Genomic DNA, 17712 nt, shown 5'->3' on the forward strand with positions numbered 1-17712 from the left:
GGCGGACTCAGGCGCTGACTTTTCGCCGCCGGTTCGTCCGGCGCGCAGTAGTCGATGGGCGCCGGGCGGCCAAGACTTCGGCCAGAAACTTCCCGGTGTAGCTTTCCGGCACCGCGGCGATATCCTCCGGCGCGCCCTGAGCGACGACGGTGCCGCCGCCGGCACCCCCCTCCGGTCCCATGTCGATGATCCAATCCGAGGTCTTGATGACGTCGAGGTTGTGTTCGATCACGACCACGGTGTTGCCTTTGTCCACCAGGCCGCTGATGACGTTCAACAGCTTTCGGATGTCATCGAAATGCAAACCGGTGGTGGGCTCGTCGAGGATGTAGATCGTGCGGCCGGTCGAGCGCTTTTGCAGCTCGGATGCCAGCTTGACCCGTTGCGCCTCACCCCCGGACAGTGTCGGCGCGGGCTGGCCGAGCCGCACGTAGCCCAGGCCGACGTCGACCAGGGTGCGCAGATAGCGGTGAATGCCGGAGATGGGCTCGAAGAAGTCCGCGGCTTCCTCGATCGACATGTCCAGCACCTCGGAGATGGTTTTGCCATTGTAGTGCACTTCGAGGGTTTCCCGGTTGTAGCGCGCGCCCTGGCAGACCTCGCACGGCACGTACACGTCGGGCAGGAAGTTCATCTCGATCTTGATGGTCCCGTCGCCGGTGCAGGCCTCACACCGGCCGCCCTTGACGTTGAAGGAGAAACGTCCCGGCTGATAGCCGCGGACCTTGGCCTCGGTGGTGGCTGCGAACAAGGTGCGGATCTTGTCGAACACCCCCGTATAGGTGGCCGGGTTGGATCGCGGCGTACGGCCAATCGGCGATTGGTCCACACGCACCAGCTTGTCCAGGTGGTCAAGCCCGGTGATGCGGGTGTGCCGGCCCGGCACCTGGCGGGCGCCGTTGAGCCGATTCGCCAACACCGCGGCCAGGATGTCGTTGACCAGTGTTGACTTTCCCGAACCCGAAACTCCCGTCACCGAGGTCAGCACCCCGAGCGGAAACGCCACATCGATACCGCGCAGGTTGTGCTCGCGGGCACCAACCACGGTGAGTTGTCGGCGGGAGTCGACGGACCGACGGCTGGTCGGAATTTCTATCCCTTCCCGCCCGGACAGGAAGGCACCGGTGATGGAACTCTGGTTACGGAGCAACTCCTGATACGGCCCGCTGTGCACGATGCTGCCGCCGTGCTCGCCGGCCCCCGGCCCGATGTCGACGACCCAGTCGGCATGCTCGATGGTGTCCTCGTCGTGCTCGACCACGATCAGCGTGTTGCCCAAATCCCGCAGGCGGGTGAGAGTTTCAATCAGCCGACGGTTGTCGCGCTGGTGTAGCCCGATCGACGGCTCGTCAAGCACATACAGGACGCCGACCAGACCAGACCCAATCTGTGTGGCCAGCCGGATGCGCTGTGCCTCGCCTCCGGACAGCGTGGCCGCCGCACGCGACAAAGACAGGTACTCCAGCCCGACATCGAGCAGGAAGCCGAGTCGCGACTGGATCTCCTTGAGCACCTGACCGGCGATCGCCTGCTCGCGCGCACCCAGGGTGAGCGCGTTCAGAAAATCTGCGCAGTCTGAGATGGACAGCTCACAGACCTCGGCGATCGACTTTGCATCCTGCTCCCCCGCGGCCAACGTGACCGACAGGATTTCCGGCTTGAGCCGGGCCCCGTCACACACCGGGCAGGGCACGTCGCGCATGAAGCCCTCGTAGCGTTCCTTCATCTGCTCGGACTCGGTCTGCGCCATCTTGCGTTGCAGAAATGCCAGAACGCCTTCGAAGTCGGCGTAGTAGGACCGGGTGCGTCCGTACCGGTTGCGATAGCGCACGTGTACCTGCTCGTCGGCACCTTCCAGAATTGCCTTGCGAGCCTTGGCGGGCAGCTTGCGCCAGGGGGTGTCGACATCGAAGCCGAGTGCGTCCCCCAGCCCGGCGAGCATGCGCGTGAAGTATTCGGCGGTGTGGCCGGTAGACCACGGCGCTACCGCGCCCTCGGCCAGTGTGCGATCCGGGTCGGGCACCACCAGGTCGGGATCGACCTCCTTGCGAATCCCCAGACCGCTGCATTCGGGGCAGGCGCCGTAAGGCGAGTTGAACGAAAACGACCGTGGTTCCAGGTCGTCAACGGCCAGCGGATGCCCGTTGGGACAGGCCAGTTTCTCGGAGAATCGCTGTTCGCGAGGATGATCGTGCTCATCGTGATCGTCGGGAAATTCCAGCACGACAATGCCATCGGCCAGATTCAACGCCGTCTCCACCGAGTCGGTCAGCCGCTGCTTGGCGGCCGCTTTGACGGTGAGCCGGTCCACCACCACTTCGATGTCGTGCTTTTCCTGCTTCTTCAGCTTCGGCGGATCCGTCAACGGGTGAACCACCCCGTCGACCCGTACCCGGCTATAGCCCTGGGCGTTGAGCTTGTCGAACAGGTCCGCAAACTCACCCTTGCGGGTGCGGACCACCGGGGCCAGCACCAGGAATCGCGTGCCCTCCGCCATGGCCAGCACCTGATCGACGATTTGCTGCGGGGTCTGACGCGCGATCCGTTCACCGCAGGTCGGACAGTGCGGAGTGCCCGCCCGTGCGTACAACAGGCGCAGGTAGTCGTACACCTCGGTGATGGTGCCAACGGTCGAACGCGGGTTGCGGTTGGTCGACTTTTGGTCAATGGACACCGCCGGGGAAAGTCCCTCGATGAAATCGACGTCCGGCTTGTCCATCTGTCCCAGGAACTGGCGGGCATAGGCCGACAGTGATTCCACATAGCGGCGCTGGCCTTCAGCGAAGATCGTGTCGAAGGCCAGCGAGGACTTGCCCGATCCGGATAAACCGGTGAACACGATCAGCGCATCACGGGGCAAGTCGAGGTCGACACCGCGGAGGTTATGCTCGCGCGCACCCTTGACGATCAGGCGGTCAGCCACGCTGTCCCTTTCACAGAAGTTCGTTTGCCGGAATGCCGGTCGGGCTTCCGACTTGTGACCCCATATCAGCCAATACGAACGCGGCACGGCATGGGCCGCATTCCATGCTAGGTGGCCCCTATGACAAGGGCTGAACAAGGCGGGACGGTTGGGGTTTGGTCAGGCCAGCTCGGGCGCCGCAGTAACCTGACGCCTATGACCGTCGTCGATGACAACTACACCGGACACGTCGACCCCGGGACCGTGGCTCGGCGCACTTTGCCTGGTGCCACCATCCTCAAGGCGTCGGTCGGCCCCATGGACAACAACGCCTACCTGGTGACCTGTTCGGCGACCGGGCAGACGCTGCTGGTCGATGCCGCCAATGACGCCGAGGTGCTGATCGACCTGATCCGGCGGTACGCCCCCAAGATCGCGCTGATCGTCACCAGCCATCAACACTTTGACCATTGGCAGGCGCTGCAGGCGGTGGCCGAAGCCACCGGCGCCCCAACGGCCGCACACGAGATCGACGCCGAACCCCTACCAGTCAAACCGGACAGATTGTTGGCCAACGGGGACCGAGTACAAATCGGCGAGCTCAGCTTCGACGTGATCCACCTGCGCGGACACACCCCCGGATCCATCGCGCTGGCCCTGGACGGGGCTGCCACGGGCGGAGTCACCCAACTGTTCACCGGTGACTGTCTATTCCCGGGCGGGGTCGGCAAGACCTGGCAGCCGGGTGACTTCACCCAGCTAGTGGAGGACGTCAGCAGCCGCGTGTTCGACGTCTACCCGGATTCCACGGTCGTGTACCCCGGCCATGGTGATGACACCGCGCTGGGCGTCGAACGTCCTCATCTCCACGAATGGCGCGAGCGGGGTTGGTAGCCCCGATCGCGGTCGGACTCCGAGCAGCAGTCGGCCCGTCCCCCGAACCGGGATGACGGGCCGAGCCTTTCTGATGATTCAACAGTAGGAACTAAGACGGACGATCGCGGTCCACGCTGCTAGCTTGCCGCGACCTGCTTGCGCCCGTAGACGCGCTCCATCAACGCGGTATCGGTGTGCACCTGCACCCGCACCACTTTGCCGTCGCGAAGCGTGTAGACGTCAGCGTCCTGACCTCTCTCCTGGCCAACACTGACATCGGTGAGCGCGACAACCATGTCACCGTCGGCAAGGAACTTGTGGGGTGTGGCCGTCGTCGACTTCTCCGCCAGCCGAGCCAGGAACTGGCCGAATTCACCTTTGCCGTGGTAGGTGCCGCTGATTTCACTCTCACCGGGCTGGACCCACTCGATGTTGTCATCGAACAGGCTCATCACCTTCTCGATGTCACCGGCAGCAAACGCCGCGTATCCCTGCCTGATCCGCTCGATGTTTTCTTCTTGTTCCGACATCGTCGATTCCCTTCGTGCGACCCGACATTTCGGCCACGACAGGCTTGGCAAGGTCACGGGAGTCGGTCTCGGTCGGCCCTCGGATCAGTCAGACCATTCGCCGCCGGCTCAAATCTACGCCCACACACAGGGAAATCACAGATACTAAACACAGAATTTCCCAGGCTGCGACAGTCTTTCTGATATCATCCGCCGCCGCTGCGCTCAATCTTCGATGGCCGCAGGCATGAAACAACGGCGCGAGCGGCCGTCATCACCTCGACAGCGGCAAGCCCAGCTACGACGAACCGTTACCAGATGGACCGGACGTCCATCACGTCAACGAATGACGTAAGCGAAGCCGGAAACCCGGCAGCAAAGTTTGACCGCTAGGTGGTGTGCACGATCAGCACGTCGACCTTGGCCCGCCGCGAGACGTTGGCCGGCACCGATCCCAGCAACCGGCCCGCGATCGTGCTGAGCCCGACATTGCCGACAACCAGCAGGTCGGCCTTCACTTCCCCGGCCAGGTTCACCAGCGCATCGACGGGAGCGCCGACCACCGGGCGCTCCTCGACGTTCTTGGCACCGGCGTTGTGCGCCCGCTCCTTGGCATCGTGCAGGATCTCGTAGATCGGGGCGGTTCCCGTGACCTTGTAGCTTTCTTCCCTGAGCACGTCAGCCGCCCGCGCGTCTTCGTGCTGAGGCAGGTACGCCGACGCGATGATCAACTTGGCATCGGCACCGGCGATCTGCGCGGCGCGGTCCACCGCACGCAACGACGAGTCCGAACCGTCGGTTCCTACCACCACGGTCCCATAGGCGCCCATTAAACCTCCCAGTGTCGGTTGCTACGCCAACCCCAGACAGTATCTCTTTGCCTGATGTAGATGGCTCAGATTAACCACAACGGAACGGCGTGGCGCAAGCATCTATTTGCCTGACCAGCGGGGTTCATCGGACACTATTGCCAATGACAACGCCCCCAAACCTCAACGCCGGCTTTGAAATTTCAAGCAGCACAACACTTTTCGCGATTATGGGCCGCCCAGCCGGGCGGGCCCCCCAAACCTCGCGGTCAACGGCCGTCCAACCCCCGAAAGATGACGCGTGACCAGGATCATCGCTGGGCCCTTACAGTGACAAGCATCATGTCCACACCGACGCTCGAGCAGGGCGCGACGGCTACCGACAAGGCCGAGCGCGTACGCCCACGTGGCCGGCGGCTCGACCCGTGGTTGATGGCTTTGCTGGCAACGCTGATCAGCGTCGCCTGGGCCGGTAGGCCCTCTCTGTGGTTCGACGAGGGCGCAACGATTTCGGCGGCCGCGAACCGGACGTTGCCGGAGCTGTGGAAACTGCTGGGCCACATCGATGCCGTGCATGGCTTCTACTACCTGCTGATGCACGGCTGGTATGCGATCTTTCCGCCGACGGAATTCTGGTCGCGGGTGCCCAGCAGCTTGGCCATCGGCGGTGCCGCCGCGGGTGTAGTCGTGTTCACCAAGCAGTTCTCCGGACGCTCCACCGCGTTGTGCGCGGGTGCCGTCTTTGCCATCCTGCCGCGGGTGACGTGGGCGGGAATCGAGGCCCGCTCCTCGGCCTTGTCGGTGGCGGCCGCGGTCTGGCTGACCGTGCTGCTGGTCGCCGCGGTGCGGCGTAACCGGCCATGGCTATGGCTGCTCTACGCGCTGGTGTTGATGGTGTCGATCCTGATCAACATCAACCTGGGGTTGTTGGTGCCCGTCTATGGCGCGCTGCTACCGCTGCTGGCCCCCAAGAAATCTCGAAAATCTCCCGGCATCTGGTGGGCCGTCACCTCGGTGGTCGCGATTGGGGCAATGACGCCGTTCGTGCTGTTCGCGCACGGGCAGGTTTGGCAGGTCGGATGGATCTCGGGGCTGAACCGCAATCTGTTCCTGGACGTGGTGCACCGCCAATACTTCGACCACAGTGTCGCGTTCGCCATCCTGGCCGGCGTGCTTGTCGTCGCCGCCATCGCCGTGCGGCTGACCGGCATAGCGAGGCCGGGCGAGGGGACGCGCCCGCTACTGCTGGCCAGCATCGCTTGGGTTGTCATACCCACTGGCATCGTTCTGCTGTACTCGGCGATCGTTGAACCGATCTACTACCCCCGCTATCTGATCCTCACCGCCCCGGCGGCCGCCGTCATCCTGGCGGTGTGCATCGTCACGCTTGCCCGCAAACCCTGGCTCATCACCGGTGTCGTGGTGCTGCTGGCCGTCGCGGCGTTCCCGAACTATTTCTTCACCCAACGCGGCCCATACGCCAAGGAGGGTTGGGACTACAGCCAAGTGGCCGATGTCATCAGCGCCCATGCCGCACCGGGAGACTGTCTGCTGGTGGACAACACCGTGCCCTGGAAGCCGGGGCCGGTCCGCGCGCTACTGGCCATCCGGCCGGCCGCGTTCCGGTCGCTGATCGACGTGGAGCGCGGCGCCTACGGGCCCAAGGTCGGCACCTTGTGGGACGGCCATGTTGCCGTGTGGCTGACCACGGAGAAGATCAACAAGTGCTCGACGTTGTGGACGATCTCCAATCGCGACAACGCACTTCCTGACCATGAAGTCGGGCCGGCGTTGTCGCCGGGGACGGCGTTCGGCAAAACCCCGGTCTACCTATTCCCCCACTACCTGGGATTCCACATCGTCGAGCGATGGCAGTTCCACTACTCGCAGGTCATCAAGTCAACCCGGTGAGCGACGATCGTGGTGGGTCGCCTGGTAGGACGCGATGAAGCCGACCGCGGCCAGCACAGTGAAGACGGTATAGAGCCACCGGGCAGCGGCCACCTCTCCACCGGTCGCGGTATTGACCACCACCCCGGCCAGTCCGGCGCCAAACGCCGCCGAGACCAACTGCACAATGTTGATCGCCGCGGCCGCCGAGCTGCTCTCGGCCGGGTCGTCGACGCAATCCATTGCGCGCACCGTGAGATGCGGCCACGCGATACTGATACCGGCCCCGGTGATCAACAGCGCAAGCGCCCAAAGCGCCACGGTCGGCAGCGACGCATCCGCGCGCTGCGTGACGGCACCCAGCGCCAGACCCGACGCCATCACCAGCGGCGCTACCGCAATGATGTAGCCAATGAGTCTGGGGTTGGTCAGTGAAGCGCTGACGATCTCGCCGGCCGTCCAACCGAATGCCAAAGCCGCACCGAGGAATCCGGCAGCCACCGGCGTCAGGTGCCCTAACCCCTGACCAAACAGCGGCACATACGTCGTGACCATCGCGGCAACCATCTGCACCGACATAGTCAGATAGATCCATTTCAATGGTCCGCTACCAAACACGCTGTGCGGCAGGACCGCGACATGCATGCGCCAGTCGACAATCACGAAGATGCCGACTAGCAAGGCGCCAGCGACAAGCAGCCCGGCGGTCGCCACCAGATACTGCGGGATTTCGGCGACGCTGACGGCCAGCGCGTCCGCGCCCATCAGCAACAGCGACCACACCGGCACCTTGTGCGCCGGGGCCACCGGTTTCTCGCCGCCCACTGCCACCCCGTTGGACAGCACGACCAGGACCAAGAGCGTCATCAACCCGGCCATCGTCGCCATCACGCCAAACGCCCACCGCCACAATCCGAACTGCGCGAACAATCCGCCCGTGGCGGGCCCGATCAAGGTCGCGACGCCCCGCATCGCCGAGACCAGCGGCGACCCGCGGGTCCATAGGTTGTGCGGCAAAGCCGCATTGATGAGCGCATAACCCAGCCCTGCCAGCAATCCACCGGCCACCCCCTGCAGGGTCCGCCCGGCGACCAGCATTTCCATGTTCTGCGCGGCCGCACAGACCAGGCTGGCGAAGCTGAACACGGTCAGCCCCATCAGATACGACATGCGAGCGCCGACCTTCAGCAGCATCGCGTTGACCGTGGTGGCCGAGACGACCGAGCCAACCAGATACAGGGTCGTCACCCAGGCATAAAGCCGGCTGCCCCCGATTTCGGCGATGGTGCTTGGCAGCAGGCTGACGGTGAGAAACTCGTTGGTCGCGTACATCGCGACACCGCCGGCCAGCAGGGAGGCTGTCCCCAGATGCCCGCGAAGTAGCTCTCGCCAGCTACCGGTCTCCCTCGCGGTCTCGGTCACCTCTACACCGTAGGAGGTGAGGAATCGCCGCCTGCGCTATTTCAACCCGGCGGCATCCATACCGCGCAATTCCTTCTTGAGATCGGCGATCTCGTCGCGGAACCGGGCGGCCAACTCGAATTGGAGGTCGCGCGCCGCGACCATCATCTGCGAGGTCAGGTCTTTGATCAGGTCGGCCAGCTCGGCGCGGGGCATAGCCGAGGTATCGCGACCCTCGAATACCCCGGCGCTGACGGCCCGGCCGGGTTCACCCTGGGCCCGCCGGCCCCGGGATGAGTTGCGACCCGACCCACCGATCGGAACTGACTCCGCGGCTTCGGTGTCGTCCGCCTCCCGGTAGACCTGGTCGAGGATGTCGGCGATCTTCTTGCGCAGTGGCTGGGGGTCGATCCCGTTGGCCTCGTTGTAGGCGACCTGTTTTGCCCGCCGCCGCTCGGTTTCGTCGATCGCTTCCTTCATCGAGTCGGTGATCTTGTCGGCGTACATGTGCACTTCACCGGATACGTTGCGGGCGGCGCGGCCGATCGTCTGGATCAGGCTGCGCGCCGACCGCAGGAAGCCCTCCTTGTCGGCGTCCAAGATGGCCACCAGCGACACTTCCGGCAGGTCCAGGCCCTCACGAAGCAGGTTGATGCCGACCAGCACGTCATACTCACCAAGGCGCAGCTGGCGCAGCAGCTCGACCCGGCGCAACGTGTCGACCTCGGAGTGCAGGTAGCGAACCCGGATACCCATCTCGAGCAGGTAATCGGTGAGGTCTTCGGCCATCTTCTTGGTCAGCGTCGTCACCAGCACCCGCTGGTCGGCCTCGGCCCGCTGCCGGATCTCGCCGATGAGATCGTCAATCTGTCCCTTGGTCGGTTTGACCACCACCTTGGGATCCACCAAGCCGGTCGGACGAATCACCTGCTCGACAAATTCACCGCCGGACTGGCTCAGTTCGTAGGGCCCCGGCGTGGCCGACAGGTACACCGTCTGCCCAATCCGATCGGCGAACTCCTCCCACTGCAACGGACGATTGTCCACCGCCGAGGGCAACCGGAATCCGAACTCCACCAAGTTACGCTTGCGCGAAATGTCGCCCTCATACATGCCGCCGATCTGCGGAACGGTGACGTGTGACTCGTCGATGACCAGCAGGAAATCCTCCGGGAAGTAGTCCAACAGCGTTGCAGGAGCTGAGCCGGCGGGCCGTCCGTCGATGTGGCGCGAGTAGTTCTCGATGCCCGAGCAGAACCCGACCTGCCGCATCATCTCGATGTCGTAGTTGGTGCGCATCCGCAGCCGCTGCGCCTCCAGCAGCTTGCCGTGGCCCTCCAGTTCGGCGAGGCGCTCGGCAAGCTCCTCCTCGATCGTGGAGATCGCCTGTGCCATCCGCTCCGGCCCGGCCACATAGTGGGTGGCCGGGAAGATGCGTAGCGAATCGACCTGCCGGACCACGTCGCCGGTCAGCGGGTGAAGGTAATAGAGCGCCTCGATTTCGTCGCCGAAGAACTCGATGCGGACCGCCAGCTCCTCATAGGACGGGATGATTTCCACGGTGTCACCGCGCACCCGGAAGGAACCGCGAGTGAAAGACAGGTCGTTGCGGGTGTACTGCACGTCCACCAGCAGCCGCAGCAGGCCGTCGCGTGGGACGTCGGTGCCGACCTGCAGTTCGACCGAACGATCCAGGTAGGACTGTGGGGTGCCCAGACCATAGATACAGGACACCGAGGCCACCACCACCACGTCACGCCGCGACAGCAGCGCGGAGGTCGCGGAGTGCCGCAGCCGCTCCACGTCATCGTTGATGGAACTGTCCTTTTCGATGTAGGTGTCGGTCTGGGCGATATACGCCTCGGGCTGGTAGTAGTCGTAGTACGACACGAAGTACTCGACAGCGTTGTGCGGCAGCATCTCTCGCAGCTCATTGGCCAGCTGCGCAGCCAGGGTCTTGTTCGGCGCCATCACCAGGGTGGGCCGCTGCAATCGTTCGATCAGCCACGCCGTGGTAGCCGACTTTCCGGTTCCGGTGGCGCCGAGCAGCACCACGTCACGCTCGCCGGCTCGGATTCTGCGTTCCAGTTCGTTGATCGCGGCCGGCTGATCGCCGGCTGGAGCGTGCGGGCTGATTACCTCGAAACTGGCGCCGGTACGCACCACGTCATCGACGGCACGGTATTCCGAATGCGCGACCGGCACGTGGTCGGCAGGATGCTCAGTGGCAAAAGCCATGCCACCAGGGTAAAGGCAGACACCGACAAGAAGCCCGGCGAGCGTACCCGCAATGCCCGCCGGCACCCTGATGCCGGAGGGAGACAACCACGGGTCTGAGCGGTCGGTAGGGTGTCATCATTCATCCGCCCAAGCACGAATCCTTCGACGTGGCCTCCCGCACCAATACCGATCCCAAAGGCATCGTGCGGGCGGTCGATGAGTATGCGGTGCACCCGTGGGGGCTCTACCTGGCCCGGCCCACTCCGGGCCGCGCCCAGTTCCACTACCTCGAGTCGTGGCTGTTGCCGTCGTTGGGGTTGCGCGCCACGGTCTTCCACTTCAATCCGGGGCATGAGCGCGATTTCGACTATTACCTCGACGTGGGCGAATACACCGCGGGTCCCGCGAAATGGCACTCCGAGGACCACTACATCGACATCGAAGTTCGCACTGGTCAGGGGGCGAAACTGGCTGACGTCGACGAGTTGCTGGGCGCCTTCCACCACGGCCTGCTGACCCCCGAGGCGGCCGAGCAAGCGGTGCACAGGGCGGTGTCCGCTGTCGATGGGCTGGCCCACCACGATTACGACCTGGTGCGGTGGCTGGCATCCAAGGGCATGGCGCTCACATGGCGGCCCACGTGAGCGCATCACCCGACGCCCTTTCTGGGTCGTTTCCAGAATTGGCTAGTGGGTAATCCTGTCGTATGCCCCTCCGCGACAACCGCCACAACTGGCAATCCGACCAAGGCGTCCGACATCGGGGACGGCGCCGCTGGAAGAAGCGCAAACCCGACGAAGGGCCGCGTTTTGTCGTCCAGCATCACGCGGCAGGCAGCGATCATTATGACTTCCGCCTCGAGATCGGCGGTGTCCTCGTATCCTGGGCGATCCCCAGCGGTCCGTCGACCAACCCCGAGTACAAGCGGATGGCCCGTCGCACCGAGAATCACCCCGTCAAATGGGCCTCATCCAAGGGAGTGATTCCCGACGCCGCATGCGGTGCCGGCGCTGTCGTCGTCTGGGACCAGGGCACCTACGCCAACAGAACCCAACATGAAATGACCAAAGGGCTCGATCGAGGTCATCTGTCGTTTCACTTGCACGGCCAGAAGTTTAGGGGCGGCTACGCCCTCACCCGGATTCGGGAGGGCAGCGAAGAGGCCTGGCTACTGGTCAAACGCAGCGACGATCATGCCGTTGCACCCAGCCAAGCGATGGGAAACGAACCCGAATCGCCGTGACGTTACTCGCGCCCACCGACCGATCGGCACCACATGGGGCTGGGCCGCCAACCGGTGGCATGGAATCGCAACAGCGCATCCCAAACTGCGAAACCGCGCGGCGCACCACCGGACCGGCTACGGCCGCCATCCGGTCGAGTCGGCCCACTCCCATGCCCGCCGGTAGGCGTCGAGAAACCAGGGCTCCTTTGTGGTGACGTAATGCTCCACGCCGCCGCCGCCGCCAGCGAGCGCCGCCTGCTTTTCTGCGTCGCGCTTGATGGTCAGATAATCGGCGCGGGCCCCGGGATTGGCCCGCAGCCAGTCCACGAACAACAGGGCGAACTGCTGATTGGGCCAGCCATCCACCCGAATGTGCACATTCGTCGGTCGGCCTGGGTCCGCGGAGGCATGAAAACGCTTATGCCACAACGCAGGGTCACGACCGTGGTCGTAGTGGTCGATGAGGCTGCGCGGGTCTTCTTTGGGGTTGTCCTGGGTGATGTGCTCAAGGCGCGGATAACCGGCCGAGCGCAGCCCCTCGGCCAGTTCGTCTGCTACCGCAAGTGATTCGACGGTGACCTGGATGTCGATGACGTCCTTGGCATCGAATCCCGCGACAGCGGTCGAGCCGATGTGGTCGACCCGCGACGCCTTGTGACCGCATGTGGTCTTGAGGCGCGCAACGATGCGCTGCGCCTGCTCTGGCCAACTTGGGTCTGCCGGCACCACACGGGCAGGAAACCGCGCAATCTGACCCACGCTCAGGTTGTGGGCGAAAGGCAGGATCCTGTTGTTCCACACGTCCCGCGCACGCTCGACCAACGCATCGAGGCTGCCGGAATTGTCTAGCCAGACATCGGCGACGGCACGACGCTGCTCATCGCTAGCCTGTGCGGCAATCCTGGCGCGGGCATCGTCTTCGGACATGCCGCGCTGGTGGACCAGTCGTCGAAGCCGTACCTCCATGTCGGCATGCACGACAACCACGAGCGGGAACAGCGGAGCCATCCCCGATTCCACCAGCAGCGGAATGTCCTCTACGACAACCGCGTCATCGGATACTGCCGCGATGATCTCGGCGCGACGGCGGGCCACCAGCGGGTGCACGATGCCGTTGAGCTTCGAGCGTGACGCCTCATCCCGAAACGCCTTGGCAGCCAGCCCCGGCCGATCCAGTGCCCCATCGGGCAGCAGGATGTCATGGCCGAAGGCATCGACCAGCGCGGCCAGTCCTTCGGTACCCGGCTCAACTACTTCGCGAGCCAGCACATCGCCGTCGACGATGATGCCGCCACATTGTGCGAATGTCGCAGACAGCGCCGACTTTCCGGCACCGATGCCACCGGTAAGCCCGATGCGCAGCATCCGTGAACGCGACTACCCGTTACCTGCGAGCTTTTCGCGCAGCGCGGCCAGTTGGGCATCACTAGCCAGCGATCCACCCGCGGACTTCTCCGAGGAGCTGCTGCTCGACGAGCCACCACCGTTGTCGCCATGTCCGGCCGCCTCCGCAGCAGCGAACTTCTCCATCTGCGTGGTGTGCATCTTGTGCCGGCGCTCGGCCTCGGCGTAGCGGGCTTCCCATTCGGCACGCTGGGTGTCGAATCCTTCCATCCATTCGTTGGTTTCGGGATCGAAGCCCTCGGGGAAGATGTAGTTGCCCTGGTCGTCGTAGCTGTCGGCCATGCCGTACTTGGCCGGGTCGAACTCGTCGGTGTAGTCCTCGTTGGCCTGCTTGAGCGACAACGAGATCCGGCGACGCTCCAGGTCGATGTCGATGACCTTGACCATCGCGTCGTCGCCGACGGCGACCACCTGGTCGGGCACCTCGACGTGGCGCTCAGCCAGCTCGGAGATGTGCACCAGACCCTCGATGCCCTCCTCGACGCGGACGAACGCACCGAAGGGCACCAGCTTGGTGACCTTGCCCGGCACGATCTGGCCGATGGCGTGGGTGCGGGCGAAGTGGCGCCACGGGTCTTCCTGAGTCGCCTTCAGCGACAACGAAACCCGCTCGCGGTCCATGTCGACGTCGAGCACCTCGACGGTGACCTCGTCGCCCACCTGAACCACCTCGGACGGGTGGTCGATGTGCTTCCAGGACAGCTCGGAGACGTGCACCAGACCGTCAACACCGCCGAGATCGACGAACGCGCCGAAGTTGACGATGGAGGAAACCACACCCTTGCGGATGGTGCCCTTCTGCAGCTGGTTGAGGAATTCGCTGCGCACCTCGGACTGGGTCTGCTCCAGCCAGGCCCGCCGCGACAAGACAACGTTGTTGCGGTTCTTGTCCAGCTCGATGATCTTGGCTTCGATCTCCTTGCCGATGTACGGCTGCAGATCACGAACCCGGCGCATCTCGACCAGCGAGGCAGGCAGGAAGCCACGAAGCCCGATGTCGAGGATCAGACCACCCTTGACCACCTCGATGACGGTGCCCTTGACGGCCTCGTCCTTCTCCTTGAGCGCCTCGATGGTGCCCCAAGCGCGCTCGTACTGTGCGCGCTTCTTGGAGAGGATGAGCCGGCCCTCTTTGTCCTCTTTGGTGAGAACCAGGGCCTCGACCTCGTCGCCCACGGTAACGACCTCATTGGGGTCGACGTCGTGTTTGATCGAGAGCTCGCGGGCGGGGATTACCCCTTCGGTCTTGTAGCCGATGTCGAGGAGCACCTCGTCCCGGTCCACTTTGACGATGGTGCCTTCGACGATGTCACCATCGTTGAAGTACTTGATCGTTTGGTCTATTGCGGCGAGAAAGTCCTCGGCGGAGCCAATGTCGTTGACGGCTACTTGCGGCGAGGTGACGGTGGGACTCGGCATATTGTTGGGTTGCTCCGGACAGGGTCGATCGTAGGGACTTAGGACAATTGTTTTTGGTGTAACCCGCCATCGAGCACCAGCGGGTATGCGTCGAGGCTACTCGACGGCGTGCATGCTGGACAAACTCGGCCTGCCCAGCCGGTGAATCGGGATCAGCCTACCCTGCGGCGCCCCGCCGGCCCAGGGCGGGTGTCCGCCAAAGCAGCGCGACCGTTTCAGCAGCATCAGCGGCACCTGTACCAGCGGCGCAACCGGGTAGCCAGGCCCCGAGCGTCGGTTGAAATGAACACATCATTGGCGATGACGATGCTCGACAGCGGGGCCGAACGGGCGACAAGCAGTGCGGCGTTGCAGAGCCAGCTCGGGCCGCGCGGCACCGATCAGTGCGCGGCCGAGTCCCAGCTGCGGCCGAAGCCGACCGACACCTCCAGGGGCACATCGAGCGGATAAGCGCTGCCCATCTTGTCGCGTACCAGCGCCTCGATCTGTTCGCGCTCACCGGCCGCTACTTCGAATAGCAATTCGTCGTGTACCTGCAACAACATGCGCGACTTGAGGGCGTGTTCTTTCAACGCCTTGTCGACCTCGATCATCGCCACCTTGATGATGTCGGCGGCGCTGCCCTGGATCGGTGCGTTGAGCGCGGCGCGCTCCGCTGCCTCCCGTACCTGTCGATTACTGCTGTCCAGCTCGGGAAGGTAGCGCCGACGCCCCAACACCGTGGAGGTGTAGCCGTCTTTGCGAGCCTGCTCGACGACGGCCATCAGGTAGTCACGCACCCCACCGAATCGAGAGAAGTACTGATCCATCTGGACCTTGGCGTCCTCGGCGGAGATCTTGAGCTGGCTGGACAGCCCGTAGGCGCTCAGCCCGTATGCCAACCCGTAGGACATCGCCTTCACCCTGCGGCGCAACTCACCGGTTACTTCGTCGATGGGCACACCGAAGGCCCTCGAGGCCACAAACGAGTGCAGATCCTCGCCGGTGTTGAAGGCTTCGATAAGACCCTCATCGCGCGACAGGTGAGCCATGATCCGCATCTCGATCTGGCTGTAGTCGGCGGTCATCAGCTCGCTGTATCCGTCGCCGACCACGAAAGCGTCGCGGATCTGGCGGCCGGCGTCGGTACGGATCGGGATGTTCTGCAGGTTGGGCTCCGTCGACGACAACCGGCCCGTTGCGGCGATGGTCTGATTGAAGGTGGTGTGAATCCGGCCGTTGTCGGCGACCGAGTTCAACAACCCGTCCACAGTCACCTTCAGGCGGGTGACATCGCGGTGCGCCAACAAATGCTGCAGAAAAGGATGTCCGGTCTTGTCGAACAACGACTGCAGCGCGTCCGCGTCGGTGGTGTAACCCGTCTTGGTCCGCTTGGTCTTCGGCATTCCCAGCTCGTCGAACAGCACGACCTGCAGTTGCTTGGGTGAGCCCAGGTTGATCTGCTTGCCGATCACGGCGTAGGCGGCTTCAGCGGCATCGCGGATCTGGTCGGCGAAGTGGCTTTGCAGCCCGCCGAGCATCGTCAGATCGACCGCGATGCCGGCCGTTTCCATTTCCGCGAGCACGTGTTGCACCGGCAACTCCATGTCGGCCAGCAACCCGGTGGAGTCGATCCTGTCCAGCTCGGCGTCCAGCGCATCGGCGAGGTCTATGACGGCGCGCGCCCGCAGGATTGCGGTCTGGGCGGCCGCGACGTCGGTGTCGTCATCATCGAGCAGCGAAAGTTGCTGCTGCTCAGGTGTTTCTGCCCGCAATTCGCGGCGCAGGTAGCGCAGTGAGAGATCGTCGAGAGTGAAGCTGCGCTGGCCCGGACGAACCAGATAGGCGGCCAGCGCGGTGTCGGAAGTGACACCGTTGAGCGTCCAGCCTCGGCCCCGCAGATCGTGGATAGCCAGCTTCGCCTCATGCAGTGCCTTGGGTTTGGCGGGGTCGGCCAGCCACTCACCCAGCGCCGCGTCGTCATCGGGGGTCAGCGTCGCGGTGTCGATGTAGCCGCCCTCGCCGTCGGCGGCGGCGATGGCCAGTGCGGTGGCGTCGCCACCATGGGGCAGATGGGTACCCACGACCGTCAGGCCGCAGCGACGCCCGTCCACGACATGCTCGGCCAGCCACTGCGCCACTGCGCCGGGCGACACCGCACCTCCGCGAACATCAAACCCCTGGTCGACCTCGGGTTCGACGGCGGCCAGCGTATCGAAGAGCCGGTCGCGCAACACCCGGAACTCGAGGTCGTCGAACAGCCGGTGAATCTGGTCGCGGTCCCAGGGCTGCAGCCGCAAGGCCTCTGGGGTCTGCGCCAACGGCACGTCGCGCACCAGATCGGTGAGTTCCCGGTTGCGCACCACGCTGGCCAGATTCGCCCGCAGCGAGTCGCCAACCTTGCCGCGCACCGAGTCAACCTGGTCGACCAGCCCCTGCAACGAACCGTATTCGACAATCCACTTGGACGCGGTCTTCTCCCCCACTCCGGGAATGCCGGGCAGGTTGTCGCTGGGATCACCGCGCAAGGCGGCGAAGTCGGGATACTGCACTGGGGTGAGCCCGTACTTCTCCACGACGGCCTCCGGGGTGAAGCGGGTGAGTTCGCTGACGCCCTTGCGCGGGTAGAGCACGGTCACGTCATCGCTGACCAGTTGCAGGGAGTCTCGGTCGCCGGTGACGACCAGCACCCGGTACCCCTCCCCTTCAGCCTGGGTGGCCAACGTCGCGATGATGTCGTCGGCCTCAAATCCCGGTGCGGCCAGCACCGTGATCCCCAGCGCGTTGAGAACTTCCTTGGTGATGTCGATCTGACCGTGGAACTCGTCGGGGGTCGAGCTTCGATTGGCCTTGTACTCCGGATAGCGCTCGGAGCGGAAAGTCTGCCGTGACACGTCAAATGCCGCCGCGATATGCGTGGGCGCTTCGTCGCGCAGGAGATTGATCAACATGGCGGTGAAGCCGTAGACGGCATTGGTGGTTAGCCCGCCGCGGGTCTTGAAGTTCTCCGCGGGCAGCGCATAGAACGCGCGAAAGGCTAGCGAATTGCCGTCTAGCAACATCAGCGTCGGCTTTGTG

The 17712-nt window shown here is 64.3% G+C and carries 12 protein-coding genes; 4 read left to right on the forward strand and 8 right to left on the reverse strand.

Annotated features, from left to right (window positions below; all coding sequences use genetic code 11):
- Window positions 1-7: 7 nt before the first annotated feature.
- On the reverse strand, window positions 8-2923 hold the full coding sequence (gene uvrA, locus CKW46_RS17575) for an excinuclease ABC subunit UvrA (RefSeq protein ID WP_117437508.1): 2916 nt from the start codon (window positions 2921-2923) through the stop codon (window positions 8-10).
- A 195-nt stretch (window positions 2924-3118) separates the two neighbouring features.
- On the opposite strand from uvrA, the gene CKW46_RS17580 reads away from it, so the two are divergent.
- The gene (locus CKW46_RS17580) at window positions 3119-3796 is read left to right on the forward strand and encodes an MBL fold metallo-hydrolase (protein WP_482052204.1); all 678 of its coding nucleotides are present in this window, start codon (window positions 3119-3121) and stop codon (window positions 3794-3796) included.
- Window positions 3797-3915: 119 nt separating this feature from the next.
- Here the strand turns inward: CKW46_RS17580 and CKW46_RS17585 are convergent, their stop codons facing one another.
- Together CKW46_RS17585 and CKW46_RS17590 are read right to left on the reverse strand one after the other, a co-directional pair.
- On the reverse strand, window positions 3916-4308 hold the full coding sequence (locus CKW46_RS17585; protein ID WP_012394184.1) for a nuclear transport factor 2 family protein: 393 nt from the start codon (window positions 4306-4308) through the stop codon (window positions 3916-3918).
- A 368-nt stretch (window positions 4309-4676) separates the two neighbouring features.
- Window positions 4677-5117 carry a universal stress protein gene (locus tag CKW46_RS17590; protein ID WP_117437506.1) on the reverse strand — a complete coding sequence of 147 codons (441 nt, stop codon included), beginning with the start codon at window positions 5115-5117 and terminating at the stop codon, window positions 4677-4679.
- A gap of 273 nt (window positions 5118-5390) precedes the next feature.
- Here CKW46_RS17590 and CKW46_RS17595 point away from each other — a divergent pair, with 273 nt between their 5' ends.
- Window positions 5391-7007, forward strand: a complete 1617-nt coding sequence (locus CKW46_RS17595; RefSeq protein WP_085981858.1) for a mannosyltransferase — start codon at window positions 5391-5393, stop codon at window positions 7005-7007.
- On the opposite strand, the gene CKW46_RS17600 is transcribed toward CKW46_RS17595, so the two are convergent.
- Both CKW46_RS17600 and uvrB read right to left on the reverse strand, forming a co-directional pair.
- A complete protein-coding gene (locus tag CKW46_RS17600; protein ID WP_482052205.1) occupies window positions 6996-8408 on the reverse strand; it encodes an MFS transporter in 1413 nt (470 codons plus the stop codon). The two genes, CKW46_RS17595 and CKW46_RS17600, sit on opposite strands and share 12 nt — an antisense overlap.
- A gap of 36 nt (window positions 8409-8444) precedes the next feature.
- Window positions 8445-10625, reverse strand: a complete 2181-nt coding sequence (gene uvrB / locus CKW46_RS17605) for an excinuclease ABC subunit UvrB (RefSeq protein WP_482052206.1) — start codon at window positions 10623-10625, stop codon at window positions 8445-8447.
- Between the two features lie 185 nt (window positions 10626-10810).
- Between uvrB and CKW46_RS17610 the strand changes: the two genes are divergently transcribed.
- Entirely contained in the window at window positions 10811-11251 is a 441-nt protein-coding gene (locus CKW46_RS17610; RefSeq protein ID WP_011739736.1) for a ribonuclease FAU-1 family protein, read from the forward strand.
- Window positions 11252-11313: 62 nt separating this feature from the next.
- The gene (locus tag CKW46_RS17615) at window positions 11314-11850 is read left to right on the forward strand and encodes a DNA polymerase ligase N-terminal domain-containing protein (RefSeq protein WP_015355979.1); all 537 of its coding nucleotides are present in this window, start codon (window positions 11314-11316) and stop codon (window positions 11848-11850) included.
- A gap of 117 nt (window positions 11851-11967) precedes the next feature.
- Here CKW46_RS17615 and coaE read toward each other — a convergent pair whose 3' ends face one another.
- The 3 genes from coaE to polA form a co-directional block, all read right to left on the reverse strand.
- Window positions 11968-13197: a dephospho-CoA kinase gene (gene coaE, locus CKW46_RS17620; protein WP_482052207.1), complete on the reverse strand. Its 1230-nt coding sequence runs from the start codon at window positions 13195-13197 to the stop codon at window positions 11968-11970.
- Window positions 13198-13209: 12 nt separating this feature from the next.
- Complete coding sequence (gene rpsA, locus CKW46_RS17625; protein ID WP_011739733.1) at window positions 13210-14655, reverse strand: 30S ribosomal protein S1; 1446 nt, start codon at window positions 14653-14655, stop codon at window positions 13210-13212.
- 380 nt (window positions 14656-15035) lie between these two features.
- Window positions 15036-17696, reverse strand: coding sequence for a DNA polymerase I (gene polA / locus CKW46_RS17630; protein WP_482053434.1), 2661 nt, complete (start codon window positions 17694-17696; stop codon window positions 15036-15038).
- Between the last annotated feature and the right edge of the window lie 16 nt (window positions 17697-17712).

It is taken from the genome of Mycobacterium liflandii (assembly GCF_022354805.1).
GTDB classification, from domain to species: Bacteria; Actinomycetota; Actinomycetes; order Mycobacteriales; family Mycobacteriaceae; genus Mycobacterium; species Mycobacterium marinum.

Excerpts from the sequence above, each read along its gene's own strand:
- CKW46_RS17580 (WP_482052204.1), top strand. The coding sequence starts at position 3,119 with ATGACCGTCGTCGATGACAACTACACCGGACACGTCGACCCCGGGACC.
- CKW46_RS17585 (WP_012394184.1), bottom strand. The coding sequence starts at position 4,308 with ATGTCGGAACAAGAAGAAAACATCGAGCGGATCAGGCAGGGATACGCG.
- CKW46_RS17590 (WP_117437506.1), bottom strand. The coding sequence starts at position 5,117 with ATGGGCGCCTATGGGACCGTGGTGGTAGGAACCGACGGTTCGGACTCG.
- CKW46_RS17595 (WP_085981858.1), top strand. The coding sequence starts at position 5,391 with ATGACGCGTGACCAGGATCATCGCTGGGCCCTTACAGTGACAAGCATC.
- uvrB (WP_482052206.1), bottom strand. The coding sequence starts at position 10,625 with ATGGCTTTTGCCACTGAGCATCCTGCCGACCACGTGCCGGTCGCGCAT.
- CKW46_RS17615 (WP_015355979.1), top strand. The coding sequence starts at position 11,314 with ATGCCCCTCCGCGACAACCGCCACAACTGGCAATCCGACCAAGGCGTC.
- coaE (WP_482052207.1), bottom strand. The coding sequence starts at position 13,197 with ATGCTGCGCATCGGGCTTACCGGTGGCATCGGTGCCGGAAAGTCGGCG.
- rpsA (WP_011739733.1), bottom strand. The coding sequence starts at position 14,655 with ATGCCGAGTCCCACCGTCACCTCGCCGCAAGTAGCCGTCAACGACATT.
- polA (WP_482053434.1), bottom strand. The coding sequence starts at position 17,696 with ATGTTGCTAGACGGCAATTCGCTAGCCTTTCGCGCGTTCTATGCGCTG.